The sequence below is a fragment of the Pantoea sp. SGAir0175 genome, from assembly GCF_043547855.1.
In genome coordinates, this window is record NZ_CP028081.1 from 1783961 (window position 1) to 1801181 (window position 17221).

The 17221-nt window shown below is 55.2% G+C and carries 15 protein-coding genes; 12 read left to right on the forward strand and 3 right to left on the reverse strand.

Annotated elements, in window-relative coordinates:
- The first annotated feature begins 191 nt into the window (after positions 1-191).
- The 5 genes from C1N56_RS08195 (at position 192) to C1N56_RS08215 (ending at position 8448) form a co-directional block, all read left to right on the forward strand.
- The gene (locus C1N56_RS08195) at positions 192-1124 is read left to right on the forward strand and encodes a flagellin N-terminal helical domain-containing protein (protein WP_058771164.1); all 933 of its coding nucleotides are present in this window, start codon (positions 192-194) and stop codon (positions 1122-1124) included.
- Between the two features lie 199 nt (positions 1125-1323).
- On the forward strand, positions 1324-2256 hold the full coding sequence (locus C1N56_RS08200) for a flagellin N-terminal helical domain-containing protein (protein WP_021509892.1): 933 nt from the start codon (positions 1324-1326) through the stop codon (positions 2254-2256).
- 240 nt (positions 2257-2496) lie between these two features.
- A complete protein-coding gene (locus C1N56_RS08205) occupies positions 2497-3429 on the forward strand; it encodes a flagellin N-terminal helical domain-containing protein (protein WP_058757414.1) in 933 nt (310 codons plus the stop codon).
- Positions 3430-3599: 170 nt separating this feature from the next.
- Complete coding sequence (locus tag C1N56_RS08210) at positions 3600-7112, forward strand: glycosyltransferase (protein WP_394517375.1); 3513 nt, start codon at positions 3600-3602, stop codon at positions 7110-7112.
- A 184-nt stretch (positions 7113-7296) separates the two neighbouring features.
- A complete protein-coding gene (locus C1N56_RS08215; RefSeq protein ID WP_021509895.1) occupies positions 7297-8448 on the forward strand; it encodes a DegT/DnrJ/EryC1/StrS family aminotransferase in 1152 nt (383 codons plus the stop codon).
- Positions 8449-8480: 32 nt separating this feature from the next.
- Here C1N56_RS08215 and rfbD read toward each other — a convergent pair whose 3' ends face one another.
- From rfbD to rfbA, 3 genes are read right to left on the reverse strand one after another with little or no spacing between them, the layout of a single operon-like run.
- The gene (rfbD, locus tag C1N56_RS08220; RefSeq protein WP_394517376.1) at positions 8481-9362 is read right to left on the reverse strand and encodes a dTDP-4-dehydrorhamnose reductase; all 882 of its coding nucleotides are present in this window, start codon (positions 9360-9362) and stop codon (positions 8481-8483) included.
- On the reverse strand, positions 9347-9895 hold the full coding sequence (gene rfbC / locus C1N56_RS08225; protein ID WP_021509897.1) for a dTDP-4-dehydrorhamnose 3,5-epimerase: 549 nt from the start codon (positions 9893-9895) through the stop codon (positions 9347-9349). The genes rfbD and rfbC overlap by 16 nt, the downstream gene beginning before the upstream one ends.
- A gap of 1 nt (position 9896) precedes the next feature.
- Complete coding sequence (gene rfbA / locus C1N56_RS08230; protein ID WP_394517459.1) at positions 9897-10763, reverse strand: glucose-1-phosphate thymidylyltransferase RfbA; 867 nt, start codon at positions 10761-10763, stop codon at positions 9897-9899.
- Between the two features lie 320 nt (positions 10764-11083).
- On the opposite strand from rfbA, the gene C1N56_RS08235 reads away from it, so the two are divergent.
- The 7 genes from C1N56_RS08235 to tcyN all read left to right on the forward strand — a co-directional run bounded on the left by C1N56_RS08235 (position 11084) and on the right by tcyN (position 16957).
- Positions 11084-12052, forward strand: coding sequence for an HNH endonuclease signature motif containing protein (locus C1N56_RS08235; RefSeq protein WP_021509899.1), 969 nt, complete (start codon positions 11084-11086; stop codon positions 12050-12052).
- A gap of 143 nt (positions 12053-12195) precedes the next feature.
- A complete protein-coding gene (locus tag C1N56_RS08240; protein WP_021509900.1) occupies positions 12196-12918 on the forward strand; it encodes an RNA polymerase sigma factor FliA in 723 nt (240 codons plus the stop codon).
- A gap of 49 nt (positions 12919-12967) precedes the next feature.
- Complete coding sequence (gene fliZ, locus C1N56_RS08245) at positions 12968-13471, forward strand: flagella biosynthesis regulatory protein FliZ (protein ID WP_031280184.1); 504 nt, start codon at positions 12968-12970, stop codon at positions 13469-13471.
- Between the two features lie 131 nt (positions 13472-13602).
- A complete protein-coding gene (locus C1N56_RS08250; RefSeq protein WP_238561864.1) occupies positions 13603-14589 on the forward strand; it encodes a D-cysteine desulfhydrase in 987 nt (328 codons plus the stop codon).
- Positions 14590-14739: 150 nt separating this feature from the next.
- On the forward strand, positions 14740-15540 hold the full coding sequence (gene tcyJ, locus C1N56_RS08255; protein WP_021509903.1) for a cystine ABC transporter substrate-binding protein: 801 nt from the start codon (positions 14740-14742) through the stop codon (positions 15538-15540).
- On the forward strand, positions 15540-16208 hold the full coding sequence (gene tcyL, locus C1N56_RS08260; RefSeq protein ID WP_058757420.1) for a cystine ABC transporter permease: 669 nt from the start codon (positions 15540-15542) through the stop codon (positions 16206-16208). The genes tcyJ and tcyL overlap by 1 nt, the downstream gene beginning before the upstream one ends.
- A complete protein-coding gene (gene tcyN / locus C1N56_RS08265) occupies positions 16205-16957 on the forward strand; it encodes an L-cystine ABC transporter ATP-binding protein TcyN (protein ID WP_394517377.1) in 753 nt (250 codons plus the stop codon). The genes tcyL and tcyN overlap by 4 nt, the downstream gene beginning before the upstream one ends.
- Positions 16958-17221 lie beyond the last annotated feature (264 nt).

A 17221-nucleotide genomic window follows, 5' to 3' on the forward strand; every position in this document is an offset into this window, starting at 1 on the left:
CAGTGAGCGGAAAAATATTAGACAAAATATAAAAAAACAATGAGGCAAATAAAGAAGGGATAAGGGCCTGTTTTCGGGGTTTAAAAAAATAGCTAAGGTTTTCTCAGGCACCGACGATAACCAAAGCAAGCTGAATGGCCTCGGGCCAAAAGCCCGATAGAATCTCAACTCATTGACTCAAGGAATTTATCATGGCCGTTATCAATACCAACACATTGTCGCTGACCACGCAAAACAACCTGTCCAAGTCACAGGCTTCTCTGGGTACCGCTATTGAGCGTCTCTCTTCTGGTCTGCGTATTAACAGCGCCAAAGATGATGCTGCAGGTCAGGCGATTGCTAACCGCTTCACCTCCAACATCAACGGCCTGACCGTTGCTGCCCGTAACGCCAACGACGGTATCTCACTGGCTCAGACCGCTGAAGGCGCGCTGTCCGAGATCAACAACAACCTGCAGCGTGTGCGTGACCTGACCGTGCAGGCGCAGAACAGCTCCAACTCGGCTTCAGACATCGACTCCATCCAGGCTGAAGTTAACCAGCGTATGGAAGAGATCAACCGCGTAACGTCGCAGACCGACTTCAACGGCATCAAAGTGCTGAACACCGGTTCCGGCTCAACCGACTACAGCTTCCAGGTGGGTTCAAAAGACGGCGAAACCATCGCTATCACCATCAGCGCCAGCGATGGTTACAACCTGGCGAAAGCCGGCACCAGCGGTACGGATCTGAACACCCGTGCAATGGCTTCCGGCGATACCGTTAACGGTACCACGCGTTCAACTGAAGCTGTTGGCTTTGACGTACTCAAAGGTAAAGTGACCGGTGGTGCATCTGGTGCAGCTTCTGGTACCACGCCACTGGCAGACATCGATGCGGCCATCAAATCTGTTGACTCACAGCGCAGCCTGCTGGGTGCCTCACAGAACCGCTTTGAGTCCACCATCACCAACCTGAACAACACCGTGAACAACCTGTCAGCTGCGCGCAGCCGTATTCAGGATTCTGACTACGCGACAGAAGTGTCGAACATGTCGCGCGCGCAGATCCTGCAGCAGGCAGGTTCTTCTGTGCTGGCACAGGCCAACCAGGTGCCACAGACTATGCTGTCTCTGCTGCGTTAATTCTCTCGCGCACAGACCGGGCCCCGCATGGGGCCCTTTTTTATTTCTGCTGCTGAGATTTTCTTCGATCGTTACTTACCGCTTAATTTTAATGAAATCATCATTAAAGCTTACGCAGCGGCTGCCGATAAATTTTGGCGACGGCGAGAACGCCACGGGTTTTCGACCTGAATTCATCATCAGTTAAGGAATAAACATCATGGCAGTCATTAACACTAACACCTTGTCGCTGACCACGCAGAACAACCTGTCCAAGTCACAGGCTTCTCTGGGTACCGCTATTGAGCGTCTCTCTTCTGGTCTGCGTATTAACAGCGCCAAAGATGATGCTGCAGGTCAGGCGATTGCTAACCGCTTCACCTCTAACATCAACGGCCTGACCGTTGCTGCCCGTAACGCCAACGACGGTATCTCACTGGCTCAGACCGCTGAAGGCGCGCTGTCCGAGATCAACAACAACCTGCAGCGTGTGCGTGACCTGACCGTACAGGCGCAGAACAGCTCGAACTCTGCCTCAGACATCGACTCCATCCAGGCTGAAGTTAACCAGCGTATGGAAGAGATCAACCGCGTAACGTCGCAGACCGACTTCAACGGCATCAAAGTGCTGAACACCGGTTCCGGCTCTACCGACTACAGCTTCCAGGTAGGTGCGAAAGATGGCGAAACCATCGCCATCACCCTGAGCTCAAGCGACAAATTCAACCTGGCGAAAGCCGGCACCAGCGGTACGGATCTGAACACCCGTGCGATGACCTCAGGCGATACCGTTAACGGTACCGCGCGCTCTACTGAAGCCGTTGGTTTTGACGTGCTGAAAGGCGCAGTCACCGGCGGCGCGTCTGGTGCAGCGTCCGGTAGCACGCCTCTGGCAGACATCGACTCCGCTATCAAAGCCGTCGATTCACAGCGCAGCCTGCTGGGTGCCTCACAGAACCGCTTTGAGTCAACCATCACCAACCTGAACAACACCGTGAACAACCTGTCAGCTGCACGCAGCCGTATTCAGGATTCTGACTACGCGACAGAAGTGTCGAACATGTCGCGCGCGCAGATCCTGCAGCAGGCAGGTTCTTCTGTGCTGGCGCAGGCCAACCAGGTGCCACAGACCATGCTGTCTCTGCTGCGTTAATCGCAAACACGCAGCCTTCAACGGAGCCAGCTGGCTCCGTTTTTTTTTATTTCCGGAAGAGAGTAGCCACAGCCTCGTTGCTAATTTTCTGATTATTAACATCTATTTTTTGTCTGCAAAGACGACAAAATCAATATTAAAAAGAGTGAAGTTTTTGCGCAGCCTGTCGATAACTTTAATACGGTGTTGAACCGCAGGCCTGAAGGGCTGAATTATCTCTCTTAATAAAGGAAACTTGCTATGGCAGTGATTAATACCAACACATTGTCGCTGACGACTCAGAACAACCTGTCAAAGTCTCAGGCTTCTCTGGGTACCGCTATTGAGCGTCTCTCTTCTGGTCTGCGTATTAACAGCGCAAAAGATGACGCTGCAGGTCAGGCGATTGCTAACCGCTTCACCTCTAACATCAACGGCCTGACCGTTGCTGCCCGTAACGCCAACGACGGTATCTCACTGGCTCAGACCGCTGAAGGCGCGCTGTCCGAGATCAACAACAACCTGCAGCGTGTACGTGACCTGACCGTACAGGCGCAGAACAGCTCCAACTCGGCCTCAGACATCGACTCCATCCAGGCTGAAGTTAACCAGCGTATGGAAGAGATCAACCGCGTAACGTCGCAGACCGACTTTAACGGCATCAAAGTGCTGAACACCGGTTCCGGCTCTACCGACTACAGCTTCCAGGTGGGTTCAAAAGATGGCGAAACCATCGCTATCACCATTAGCTCCAGCGATGGTTACAACCTGGCGAAAGCCGGCACCAGCGGCACCGCGCTGAACACCCGTGCGATGACCTCAGGCGATACCGTTAACGGTACCGCGCGCTCTACTGAAGCCGTTGGTTTTGACGTGCTGAAAGGCGCAGTTACCGGCGGCGCGTCTGGCGCAGCGTCCGGCACCACGCCACTGGCAGACATCGATGCGGCCATCAAATCTGTTGACTCACAGCGCAGCCTGCTGGGTGCTTCACAGAACCGCTTTGAGTCAACCATCACCAACCTGAACAACACCGTGAACAACCTGTCAGCTGCGCGCAGCCGTATTCAGGACTCTGACTACGCGACAGAAGTGTCGAACATGTCGCGCGCGCAGATCCTGCAGCAGGCGGGTTCTTCGGTGCTGGCGCAGGCCAACCAGGTGCCACAGACCATGCTGTCTCTGCTGCGTTAATTCTTTCTTACGCAGATCAGGCCCCCAACTGGGGGCCTTTTTTATGGGCGGGATTAACCGCTTTTTTACTGGATAATGGCGCGATTGTTTCCAGGCGCGCCGCGTATTCTGAGCTGAAAGAGACGTCACACAGACGTGAGTTATCGCCGAGGCTGAGGATACAACCGACAATGAACGCGAACGCACTGGTAAGCATAATCATTCCTGCTTATAAAGCCACCTGGTTTGAACTGGCGCTGAAAAGTGCATTAGCACAGGATTACCCTCATTGTGAAATCATCATTGGCGATGATTGCCCTGATGCAAAAATCGAGGATATTGTTAGTGCGTATCAGGTAAACAGTAAATTTCCCATCTATTACCAGCATCATCATCCCGCATTAGGCGAAATCGCCAACCTCAGTCAGGCAATACGTCGCGCCAAAGGCGAATACGTAAAATTCCTTTATGATGATGATGTACTTCTGCCGCAGGCCGTGTCGCAATTAGTCGCGGCGCTGTCGCAGGTGCCGCAAGCGGTGATGGCGACAGCCAGACGTAATCGCATTGATTCCGTCGGTAAAGCGATGGCAGACGAGATTTACAGCGTATCGCCGGTATTAGAAGACACGATTTTTCATGGTCAGGATATGGCCCGCTGGCAGGCTGATTTCCTGAACAACTTTATCGGTGAACCCAGTGCCGTTTTAGTGCGCAGCGCGGCGCTGCGCAAGCTGGTGGACGAACCGCGCGAGCTGCATGCGTTGATCGATGAAGGGCTACCGTTCATTGCCGATCTGGTGATTTACCTGCGCTTGCTACGTCATGGTCATCTGGTCTATTTACCGCAGGTGCTGGCGCAGATTCGTATCTCGCGTGAGCAAACCAGTCAGGAAGCGCGCCTCGATGGCAATATAGCCAGTCAGTCTCACCAGCGCTTTCCGGAAGAGATCAAAAAACTGGGCTGGTATGATGAGCAGCTGCCGCAGGGCTGGATCCGTCACGCCACGCTGCGCAGCCAGCAGGACTTCCAGCCGTTTGACCTGACAACGGCGCTGCAGAATGCGCGGGTAGAGAGCCATTTTGCCGAGTGGTTCCGTCAACGCACACTGCGGTCCATCGAACAACAGCTGATTGCACAGCATCTTGCCAGTCAGCCGGTCGCACGTATTGCCGTGGTGATTGATGTTCGCGACGCGACTGAGACCGAGTGGCTGCTGACACAGGCCAGCCTGGATGTCTCTGTGGCCGGCCTGAGCCTGCAGCCGGTGGTGCTGGCGGCACCGTATCAATCGTTTATTCCGGCCTCTGTGCAGCGTATTGATGTGCGCGACAATCAGGTAGTTGCTGCGCTCAACACGCTGACCGATGAGGGACATTTCGACTGGCTGATAGTATTACGGGCCGGCAGTCAGCTGTATACCTCAGGTTTGCAGGCGCTGGGAACGGTGCTGCCGGAGGTCGGTCATTGCCAGTTGATTTATGCCGATGAGGTGTATCCGGTCAATGGCCGTCCGGTTGGCGCATCCTTCCGCCCTGACTTTAATCTTGACCTGCTGCTCAGTAACCCATCGAGAATGGCCTGCCACTGGCTGTTCCGCCGCGAATTTTTGCAACAGACTGGCGGGTTTGCCACGCACTGGCCGGGCTGTTTTGAACTGGACGTGATTCTGCGCACCATCGAAAGCCAGCCTTTTAATGTGATTGGGCATCTGGCTGAGCCGTTAGTGCAGACCGCCTCATTACGACAGCCGGTGGATGAAGAGCGCGCCCTCATCCGCACCCACCTGCAGCACCGCGGCTACGCACAGGCCGATGTCAGCCTGAGCCCACATAATGTTTATCAGCTGCATTATGGTCACCCGCAGTCGGCCCCGGTTTCCATCATCGTTCTGGTGAGTAATCACCTCCCGAACCTGGTGAGTTGCGTCACCTCACTGATGGAAAAAACCGCCTCACAGAATTATGAATTGCTCCTGGTTTCTGCTCAGGGCGGAAGTGCCGCCCAGGACGAATGGCTGCGCGGTATCGCTGAGATCGACCCGGCACGCATTCGCACATTGCAGATTGAGGGCGGTTTTCATCGCGCCAGAATGGTCAATGCCGCCGCCGCTGTGGCCAGAGGCGATTACCTGCTGCTGCTGAGTAGCGATTTGGCCATGCTTGATAACAGCTGGCTGGAAAATCTGCTTAACCATGCCCAACGTCCGGAAGTCGCTATTGTTGGCGCCCGGCAAATCTACGCAAATGGCCAGGTACGCCACGCCGGTTATGTGCTGGGGATTAACGGCCTGGTAGGTGAGCCGTTCTATGGTGAGAGCCATGAAACCGCGGGACACATGGCGCGTTTGCAAGCCGACCAGAACTACAGCGCGGTGTCAGGCGATCTGATGATGGTGCGTACCGAGGTGTTTCGCGCCGTTGAGGGTCTGGATGAGACGCTGCAGCATTTCGACGATGTCGACTTCTGTCTGCGCGTGCGCGAAGCCGGGTTGATGACGGTCTGGACACCGTACGTGCGTATGCTGCGGCAGGTTAATCCTGAACTGACGATCGACACGCAGAGTCGAAGCCAGGAGGAAGATCGTCAGCTGCAGAAATGGCAGGCCATCGTGACCCAGGATCCGGCGTATAACCCCAACCTGACGCTCAATAACATCAACTTTAGCGTGTCCTCCGACAGCGAACTGACATGGCGTCCGCTTTCGTGGCGGCCATTGCCGGTGGTTATGCCTTTCATGGCTGATTTTGCCGGTTGTGGTTACTATCGCATCATCAAGCCCTATGAGGCGATGCGCGATGCCGGCCTGGTGGATGGCAAACTATCCTCCACGCTGATAAATGTTGCCGAGCTCAATCGCTTCGCGCCCGATAGCCTGATTTTCCAGCGTCGGATTGACGCCGAGTTCCATGAATGGCTGGAGAAAGTCAGTAAGCATACGCAGGCGTTCAAAATTTATGAGCTCGACGACTACCTGCCCAATATTCCGCTCAAAAATCATCATCGCTCACAGTTTGGCAACGATGTTAAAAAATTGATGCGGCGCAGCCTGAGTTATATGGATCGCTTTGTCGTATCCACCGAACCCCTAGCCGAAGCGTTCGCGGATATGCACCACGATATTGTGGTGCGTAAAAACCGTCTTTCGCATGACTGGTGGGGCAAGCTGCAGTCGCTGCGCAATCAGGGAAAAAAACCACGCGTTGGCTGGGCCGGGGGCTCCAGTCATACCGGCGATCTGGAAATGATTGTCGATGTAGTGCGCCATTTTGCTAATGACGTTGAATGGGTGTTTTTTGGCATGTGCCCGCCAAAGCTGCGGCCTTTTATTCATGAATATCACCACGGCGTAGAAATTGAGCGTTATCCGGCCAAACTGGCTTCGCTTAATCTCGACCTGGCGTTAGCGCCTGTCGAAGATAACTTTTTCAACACCTGTAAAAGTAATCTGCGCCTGATGGAATATGGTGCCTGCGGCATTCCGGTGATTTGCAGTGATGTGGCGTGTTATCGCGGTGATTTAACCGTCACGCGCGTGAAGAACCGCCACAAAGACTGGGTGGACGCCATCAATATGCATCTGCTGGACCCCGCAGCGAGTGCCCAAATGGGCGCCAGGCTGCAGCAGGAAATTCGCCAGGACTGGATGCTGGAAGGCGAGAACCTGCAAAGCTGGTCACAAGCCTGGACGCTGAAGCGTTAATTTTTGACCTGCTGCACCGCAGCGGGTCAATGCAGTTTCAATCTATCTGGATAACACCACACTCTGCGGTCATTCACCGCCTCATCACTGGCTGAGGCGAATACCTGTTCTGCAGGGAATGACCCGGCTGATAACCTTCAAGAGTGGGTTGGTGTGAAAAGGCACTCTGCTGAGGTGAACGATTATGAATAATAAACCTGTGTATGTAACCAGCCCGCTTATGCCACCGCTGGAAGAGTTCATGCCTTACCTTGAACAGATCTGGCAGAATAAAGTCCTGACCAACGGCGGGCCCTTCCATCAGCAACTTGAACAGGAGCTGGCACGCTATTTAGGTGTTGAGCATCTCTGCTTATTTACCAATGGCACGCTGGCGTTGCTGACGGCACTGCAGGCGTTGCGTATTACCGGTGAAGTCATCACCACACCTTATTCTTTTGTCGCCACCTCGCATTCTCTGTTGTGGAATGGGTTAACCCCGGTGTTTGTCGATATCGACCCGATAAGCTGTAATATCGATGCCTCCAAAATAGAGCAGGCCATTACACCGCAAACCACAGCCATTATGCCGGTGCACTGCTACGGCAATCCGTGCGACGTGGAGAATATTCAGCGCATCGCTGACCTGTACGGGCTGAAAGTCATTTACGATGCGGCTCACGCCTTTGGCGTCCGTAAAAACGGCAACAGCATATTGAATTATGGTGACTTGTCGATTTTAAGTTTTCACGCAACGAAGGTTTTCAATACCATTGAAGGTGGCGCAATTATTTGCCCGGATGCTAAAACCAAAAAGCGCATCGATTACCTGAAGAATTTTGGCTTTGCAGATGAAACCACCATTGTGGCGACCGGCATTAACGGCAAGATGAACGAGGTGCAATCGGCCTTTGGCCTGCTGCAGTTAAAGCACATCGACCAGGCATTAGCGGAGCGGGCGCGTATTCAGGCGCACTACTATGATTTGCTCGCGGAAATCGATGGCATTACGCTGCCGCATATTCCGGCTGATGTTGAATGGAACTACTCTTATCTGCCGGTGATGGTAACCGAAGATTTTCCGCTGAGTCGTGATGAGCTTTATGCCCATCTGCGTGAGCACAACATTATTGCCCGCCGTTATTTCTATCCGCTGATCACCAGTTTCCCAATGTATCGTGGATTACCTAGCGCTGATGAAGCGGCCTTACCGATTGCACAACAAATGTCTCAGCGCGTGTTATGTTTGCCGGTCTATCCTGGCTTAGCATTGGCCGAAGTTGACAATATTGTGCAAATCATTCACCGCCTGGCTGAGCAAAAGCTAACAAGCCGCGCGTTACCTCTGGTGGGATAATAACAAGGCGTCTGAGACGCCTTGTTTTATATTTATTGCAGGGCGGTGATGTCAGGAACGGGCTGAACGATGGCTGAATCACCGGCTAAGCAGGCGGATTGCACGCGGTTTTGCCAGTCCGATGCTTCAACCCCCAGCGCCGCTATCCGCACGGTATTCAGTACGCTATTTACCGGCCTTGCCGCTGCCATCGGATATTGCGCACTGCCAATCCCTTTCACCAGCACATCCCGCTGCGCGGCCACAAAAATCGCCTGGGCGAATTCGCACCAGCTGACCGCCACATCGCCACAGTAGTGATAAACGCCGGCGGCTTCCGCGCGGGATGCCAGGGTGATAATCGCCTGTGCCAGATCGCCGGCATAGGTCGGGCAGCCGCACTGATCGTTCACCACGCTGATTTCGCTGCGGGTTTCTGCCAGCCGCAGCATGGTTTTGACAAAGTTTGCACCGTACTCACTGAACACCCACGAGGTGCGAATCACTACGGCGTCCGGCAGCACTGAGAATACGCGTTTCTCACCCTCCCATTTGCTCAGGCCGTAGAAATTAATCGGGCAGGGCAGATCGCTTTCGGTATAAGGCGTTTTTTTACTGCCATCAAACACGTAATCGGTGGAGAGATGAATCAAGCGGGCGCCCTGCTGGTGAGCGGCGATGGCGAGATTTTCCGGGCCGATGGCGTTGACCTTCATGGCGCGGATACGGTCGGTTTCAGCCTTATCGACCGCGGTATATGCGGCGGCATTGATGATCACATCGGGACGGAATTTCTTCACCACCCGTTCCACCGCCGGGCGGTCGGTAATATCTAACTCGGCAGAGCCACAGGCTAGCAGCACCCACTCTGCCGGCACCCGATCCAGTAAACAACGGCCAAGCTGGCCATAAGCACCGGTTAACAAAACGCGCATTGCACTAACTCCTGCAGGGAGAGTCCTTGTTGATCTTTTACCGATAGCAGAGGCGTCGCTACCGGCCATTGCACCGCAATTTCAGCGTCATTCCACATCAGGCAGGCTTCATCCTGTGGGTTGTAGTAATCAGTACATTTATATTCGAAGTCAGCGACCTCGGAGAGCACCACAAAACCGTGTGCCAGACCCGGCGGGATCCACAACTGGGTTTTGTTCTCTTCAGACAGCTCCAGCCCGGTCCATTGGCCAAAGGTGGGCGAATCCGCACGGATATCGACGGCAACGTCAAACACCGCGCCGCGTACCACGCGCACCAGTTTGCCTTGCGGCTGGGTTTTCTGAAAATGCAGCCCGCGCAACACGTTACGCGCCGAACGGGAGTAGTTGTCCTGCACAAAATCCAGGTCGATATCCAGCAGTTGCTGATAACGCCGCTTCTCAAAGGTTTCGAGGAAGAAGCCGCGGGCATCGCCAAACACTTTAGGCTGGATAATTTTGACATCAGCAATTTTCGTGGTGATGACCTCCATCTCACTCCTCCACCAGCATCTTCAGATAGTGACCATACTGCGTTTTGCCGAGATAGGCGGCGCGCTGCAGCAGCGACTCGCTGCCGATCCAGCACTTGCGCCAGGCGATCTCTTCCAGACAGGCAATTTTGAAGCCCTGGCGCTTTTCAATGGTATGAATGAAGTGTGACGCTTCGAGTAAGCTCTCATGGGTACCGGTGTCGAGCCAGGCAAAGCCACGTCCCAGCACTTCGACGTTGAGCAACCCATCGTCGAGATACATCTGATTGAGGGTGGTAATTTCCAGCTCGCCGCGGGGAGAAGGGCGAACTTCCCGCGCCATGGCGCAGACGTTTTTATCGTAAAAATAGAGGCCGGTGACGGCATAGTTCGATTTTGGCTGTGGCGGTTTTTCTTCAATGGAAAGCGCGCGGAACTGCTTATCAAACTCCACCACGCCGAAGCGCTCGGGGTCCATCACCTGATAGCCAAATACCGTAGCGCCCTGAGGGCGCGCAACCACGTCTTCGAGCTTTTTACCAAAGCTTTGCCCAAAGAAAATGTTATCGCCCAGCACTAATGCGCAGCGCTCACCGGCAATAAAAGACTCACCGATGATAAACGCCTGCGCCAGGCCATCGGGCGATGGCTGCACCGCGAACTGCAGATTGACGCCGAAATGGCTGCCGTCGCCCAGCAAACGCTGGAATCCCGCCAGATCTTCAGCGGTAGTAATCACCAGGATGTCACGAATGCCTGCCAGCATCAGCACCGAAAGTGGATAGTAAATCATCGGTTTGTCATAAACCGGTAACAGCTGCTTCGATACGCCGCAGGTTACGGGATGCAGGCGGGAACCTGTCCCGCCCGCCAGCACTATACCTTTCATCATTGCCTTCCTTATTACGCGTCTCTGCTCTCCACAGAGTCATGCTGTGAGCATACGAGCGCGCAGGAATAATTGATGGCGCGAATAACCGATAAAAAAGCGGGCATTGCCGGGGATAAGCGGAAGGAGAGAAAAGCAGCGCGTGGGCATTCCTGCTGAGCTAAATCAAATTGGGCTGTTGCGCGGCAGACGATTTCCCCTTGCGCATCATAACCTCAAAAAAGTAACCATCCTGTTACAGCCTGGGTCAGAACTGCCGATAACCCTCTTCAGAATCATTCCAATTTTTACGCTCTATTTTTCCTGTTTCTGGGGTGTCTATGCGCTTCAATTATGACTTGTTACCGGGTGAGCAACTGACCTTCGATGAGATCGCGCTGCGCTATGCGCAGCAGCATCCTGATGAGAAGGAGCTCACCGCCCGCGGGTTGCTCAGCCCGTCAACCAGCTACCGCAACCTGGTGATCCGCGCACTGTTTGCGCAGGAGGAGCTGAACAGTCCGCTGGAGGATCTGCTGTTCGTCTCCGACGATAACGAGCGCAAAAACTACCTGCGCCGCTTCGAGCATTACCTTAAAAACCAGCAGGCGTTTCTCTATTTTCGTCGTAACGATGAAGCGCGTAAAAGCGGACGCTGGAAAGTGATCGGCGAAACCCGGGTGTACGCGATGCTCGATCCCCGCTCGGCGGAAGCGCAAAACCTGCTCAACAGCCGCGGTTTCAAGCTGGTGCTGATGCGTCAGACCGAAGAGGATGAGTACTGGCAGCTGTTCGATCCGCAGGCGCATCCCTGTTTCCCGCTGTCGCGCAAGATCCAGTTTTTAGTGGTGCTCAGCACGCCGCAGCAGAAAATGCCCAGCGCGGTGATGCCGGGTACCGAAGTGGGGCGGCGCGTCAAGGCGAAAGTGTTCCAGCGCGCCAGCCAGGCGGAGTTCAGCGCGGCGGTGAAAGCGCGCTATGGTGCCTGCATTATTACCGGCACGCGCTTAACCGAGCGCCACAGCTGGCCGTGGGTGGAAGCCTGCCATATCGACACCCAGGAGAATGAAGAGGGCTTTCTGGCGGATAACAGCGTCGACAACGGCCTGTTCCTGCGCAGCGACCTGCAGCGGCTGTTTATCAATAAAATGATTAGCATTGACGCAGAAACCGGTCAGGTGCTGTTTAATTCCGCGCTGGAATGCGACGAGTCCATTAGCCCTTTTTATCAGGCGCTTGAGGGCAAAACCTGTGCGCTGTGGGACGCCGTCCCGCCTGGCACAAGGCAGCGGCTGCGTAATCTGCGCTGAACCTGCGCACAATGGCGGTGCGATCCACCGCCATCCATAACAAATTTGAAATAACCTCGCTTTTGCCTGCCTATTCTGCCAATCGAAACCGCTACAGAATTGGATAATCATGCCGATAACTTTATTAACGCAGGGTAGTCAACGTGAACGATCTCTATACCGCCGATGGCGTGATGGATAAACATTCGCTCTGGCAGCGCTACGTTCCTCTGGTGCGGCATGAAGCGCTGCGCCTGCAGGTGCGTTTGCCAGCCAGCGTTGAGCTTGACGATCTGCTGCAGGCCGGTGGTATTGGCTTACTGAATGCCGTGGAGCGCTATGACGCGCTGCAGGGCACCGCCTTTACCACCTACGCCGTGCAGCGTATCCGGGGCGCAATGCTGGATGAGCTGCGCAGCCGCGACTGGGCACCACGCAGCGTACGTCGTAATGCGCGCGAGGTGGCCGGCGCTATGCATCAGGTAGAGCAAGCGTTGGGGCGCGCGGCTACCGAGCAGGAAGTGGCTGAGCGGTTGAATGTTTCGCTGGAAGAGTACCGGCAGATTCTGCTGGATACCAATAACAGCCAGCTTTTCTCGTACGACGAGTATCGGGAAGAACACGGCGACAGTGCGGAACTGGTCACGGAGGGGCATGAGGAAGCCAACCCGTTGCATCAGTTAATGGAAGGAAACCTGCGTGAACGCGTGATTGAAGCGATTGAGGCGTTGCCTGAACGCGAAAAATTGGTGCTCACACTGTACTACCAGGAAGAACTGAACCTGAAAGAGATTGGCGCGGTGCTGGAAGTGGGGGAATCCCGCGTCAGCCAGTTGCACAGTCAGGCGATCAAACGCCTGCGGGCCCGTTTGACGGGAGCGCGCTAACAGACTCAGTTCCTGGGGAACCAAAAATAAAAAAACCGGGGACTCAGCAATGGGAGCCAAAGTTAAAGCCAGACCGTTAAGTCGCTACCTTAAAGACTACAAACACAGCCAAAGCAACTGTTCACACTGTGGCAAAGTTTTAGACCGTATGGCGTTAGTGTTCCGCGGCCAGATCATCAACAAAGAGGCCATCGCACGCATGGACCAGATGATTGACGATCAGGTATGGATGAAACTCCAGCCGGAACTGACGGCGCTGTGCCGTTTCTGCAGTGATATTTTTTGTAATACCCATCCGAATTACTTCGATATCATGGCGTTCAAACAATATCTGTTTGAGCAGACCGAGATGAGTCACAGTACCATTCGTGAATATGTGGTGCGTCTGCGTCGTCTTGATGACATGCTGAAAGCGAAAAATTTCCCGGCAGAAAGGTTACGGGGCAACAGCTGGCATGAGTGTCTGCAAAACGATCTGCCCGATGCGGGCAACAATAACTACCGTATTGCACTGCGCAAATATGACCAGTTCTTAGGCTGGCAGCGCGGCTAAGGGTGATTCAGCCCCGGTTACTGGTGAGCATGCCAGCAACCGGGGCGCGTCGCGATCAATTCCGGATGCGACTTTTCTCATCTTCTGCAACACTGTAGGGATAACTGCACATTGCCCGAATGGAGGCTGCATTGTCCTTACATCTTCTGCACCAGTTTCCCCGTCTTGAACTGCTTGGCGCACCGACGCCGTTAGAGCATTTGCCACGCCTGTCTGATTACCTCGGACGCGATATCTTTATTAAACGTGATGACGTCACGCCGGTGGCGCTGGGCGGTAACAAGCTGCGTAAACTGGAGTTTCTCGCTGCCGATGCGCTGCGTGAAGGCGCCGATGTGCTGCTGACCGCCGGCGCGATCCAGTCCAACCACGTGCGCCAGACGGCAGCCGTGGCGGCGCGTCTGGGCCTGAAGTGCGTGGCGCTGCTGGAGAACCCGATTGGCACCGACGCCGCCAACTATCTGAGCAACGGCAACCGCCTGCTGCTGGACCTGATGGATGTCGAGGTTGTGATGGTTGATGCGCTGCACAATCCGCCGCAACAGCTGGCAGAGCAGGCAGAACGGCTGGAAGCGCAGGGCTTCCGGCCTTACATTGTGCCGGTGGGCGGCTCGAATGCGCTTGGCGCGCTCGGCTACGTCGAATGCGCGCAGGAGATTGCCCATCAAAGCGAAGGCGTGGTGGATTTCGCTGCGGTGGTGGTGGCGTCGGGCAGTGCCGGGACGCATGCCGGGCTGGCGGTCGGTCTGGAACAGCTGCTGCCGAATAGCGAGCTGGTGGGCGTGACGGTGTCGCGCAAGGTCGAGGCGCAGCTGCCGATGGTGGAGCGCATTCGCAGCGCGCTGGCACAGCAGCTGGAGCTGGAAGCGCGTGCGCCGGTAACACTGTGGGATGACTATTTTGCGCCACGCTACGGCGAACCCAATGACGAAGGCATGGAAGCGGTGCGCCTGCTGGCGCGGCTGGAGGGCATTATGCTCGACCCGGTCTACACCGGCAAAGCGATGGCGGGTCTGATTGATGGCATCAGCCAGAACCGTTTCCGCCGGGAAGGGCCGCTGCTGTTTGTGCATACCGGCGGCGCACCAGCGTTATTTGCTTATCATCCTTCGGTATGAGACAGCAGCAAAAAAAGGTTTATAATCCAGCGGTTATTACAAAGAGCACATGCCGGAGCGGCACCCTTTATTGCGAGATAAAGCACGCCGCGCCCAAAATGAGCGTTAATTAACCATAAGCACACAACACATCACAATAATGGGGTAAACATGGCTTTCTCTCCGATTCGTCGCCAGCTGGTGATGGGAATGATGGCGGTCGCACTGGTGGCGGGCGTGAACGTAAAAAGCTTTGCGGCAGAAGATTTGCTGGCGCAGGTCAAGAGCAAAGGTGAGCTGCGCGTCGGGCTGGAAGGCACCTATCCGCCGTTCAGCTTCCAGGATGAAAACGGCAAGCTGACCGGTTTTGAAGTCGAGTTTGCCCAGGAGCTGGCAAAACACCTCGGCGTGAAAGCGGATCTCAAACCGACCAAATGGGACGGTATGCTGGCCTCGCTGGATTCCAAACGTATCGACGTGGTGATCAACCAGGTGACCATCTCCGACGAGCGCAAGAAGAAGTATGACTTCTCCACGCCGTACACCATCTCTGGCGTGCAGGCGCTGACGCTGAAGAAGAACGCGGGCTCGATCACCAAACCGGAAGATCTGTCCGGCAAGAAAGTTGGCGTGGGTCTCGGTTCTAACTATGAGCAGTGGCTGCGCGACAACGTCAAAGGCGTCGATATCCGCACCTATGATGATGACCCAACCAAATATCAGGATCTGCGTTCAGGCCGCGTTGATGCCATTCTGGTTGACCGCTTAGCCGCGCTGGATCTGGTGAAGAAAACCGGCAATACCATGGCGGTGGCTGGCCCGGCGTTCTCCCGTCTGGAAGCGGGCGTGGCGCTGCGCAAAGGCAATGAATCGCTGCTGAAAGCGATTGATGGTGCGATTGCCGACATGCAGAAGGATGGCTCGCTGAGCAAGCTGTCTGAGAAGTGGTTCGGCGCGGACGTCACGAAATAATGCAGGAAAGTTTACAGCTGGTGCTGGATTCAGCACCTTTTCTGCTGAAGGGCGCGCTGTTCACGCTGCAGCTGAGTATCGGCGGGATGTTCTTCGGCCTGATACTCGGCTTCGTGCTGGCGCTGATGCGCCTGTCACGCTTCTGGCCGGTTAACTGGCTGGCGCGTTTCTATGTGTCTATCTTTCGCGGCACGCCGCTGATTGCCCAGCTGTTTATGATCTACTACGGTCTGCCGCAGTTTGGCATTGAGCTCGACCCGATTCCATCGGCGATGATTGGTTTGTCGCTCAACACCGCGGCCTATGCCTCGGAATCGCTGCGTGGCGCGATTGCGGCTATTGAGCGCGGTCAGTGGGAAGCGGCCGCCAGTATCGGCATGACGCCGTGGCAGACGCTGCGTCGCGTTATTCTGCCGCAGGCGGCGCGCACCGCACTGCCGCCGCTCGGTAACAGCTTTATCAGCCTGGTGAAAGATACCTCGCTGGCGGCCACCATTCAGGTGCCGGAGCTGTTCCGGCAGGCGCAGCTGATCACCTCGCGCACGCTGGAAGTGTTCACCATGTATCTGGCGGCTTCGCTGATTTACTGGGTGATGGCTACGGTGCTGTCGGCGCTGCAAAACCGGCTGGAAGCGCACGTCAATCGTCAGGATCGGGAGGCAAGATGAGTGCAATTGAAGTCCGTCAGCTGGTGAAACAGTTTCACGGCCAGACGGTGCTGCATGGCATCGACCTCGATGTCGCGCCCGGCGAAGTGGTGGCGATCATCGGTCCGAGCGGCTCGGGCAAAACCACGCTGCTGCGCAGTATTAATCTGCTGGAAGTGCCGGAAAGCGGCCTGGTCAAAGTCGGTGACATCAGCATCGACGCCAGCCTCGGCCTGCATAAGCAGAAGGATAAAGTGCGGCAGCTGCGCCAGCAGGTCGGCTTTGTGTTCCAGAACTTCAATCTGTTCCCGCACCGTTCGGTGCTGGAGAACATCATTGAAGGGCCGGTGATCGTCAAAGGCGAAGCGAAGGCGGAAGCCATTGCGCGCGCGCGCGCGCTGCTGGAGAAGGTCGGTCTGCACGGTAAGGAAGAGAGTTTCCCGCGCCGTCTTTCCGGCGGTCAGCAGCAGCGCGTCGCAATTGCCCGGGCGCTGGCGATGCGTCCGCAGGTGATTCTGTTCGATGAGCCAACCTCGGCGCTGGATCCTGAACTGGTGGGCGAGGTGCTCAGCACCATCCGCGCGCTGGCGCAGGAGAAACGCACTATGGTGATCGTTACGCATGAGATGAGCTTCGCGCGTGACGTCGCCGATCGCGCCATCTTTATGGATCAGGGGCGTATTGTGGAGCAGGGCCCGGCTAAAGCGCTGTTCAGCAATCCGCAACAGGCACGCACCCGGCAATTTCTCGACAAGTTTCTCAATCAATAATCTCTCCGGGCCGGTTCGCTGGCCCGAATTATTTTTCCTCTAGCAAAATATTAAATACCGCGCTTACCTTTTTGACGCATTAATAAATTTATTTCCCGGCGATATAATTAATGCTGGTTTACTCCGCTGCGGAATGTTCTTAATTTCCACGCGGCATTACGTGCGCGGCGCACCGTCAATTTATGCCATGAAGGCTTAAATAACAGCTATTCACGGCTAACCCGCCGGGCGGTCAATTTATCTCTGGTACTGTAAAGTATTGTT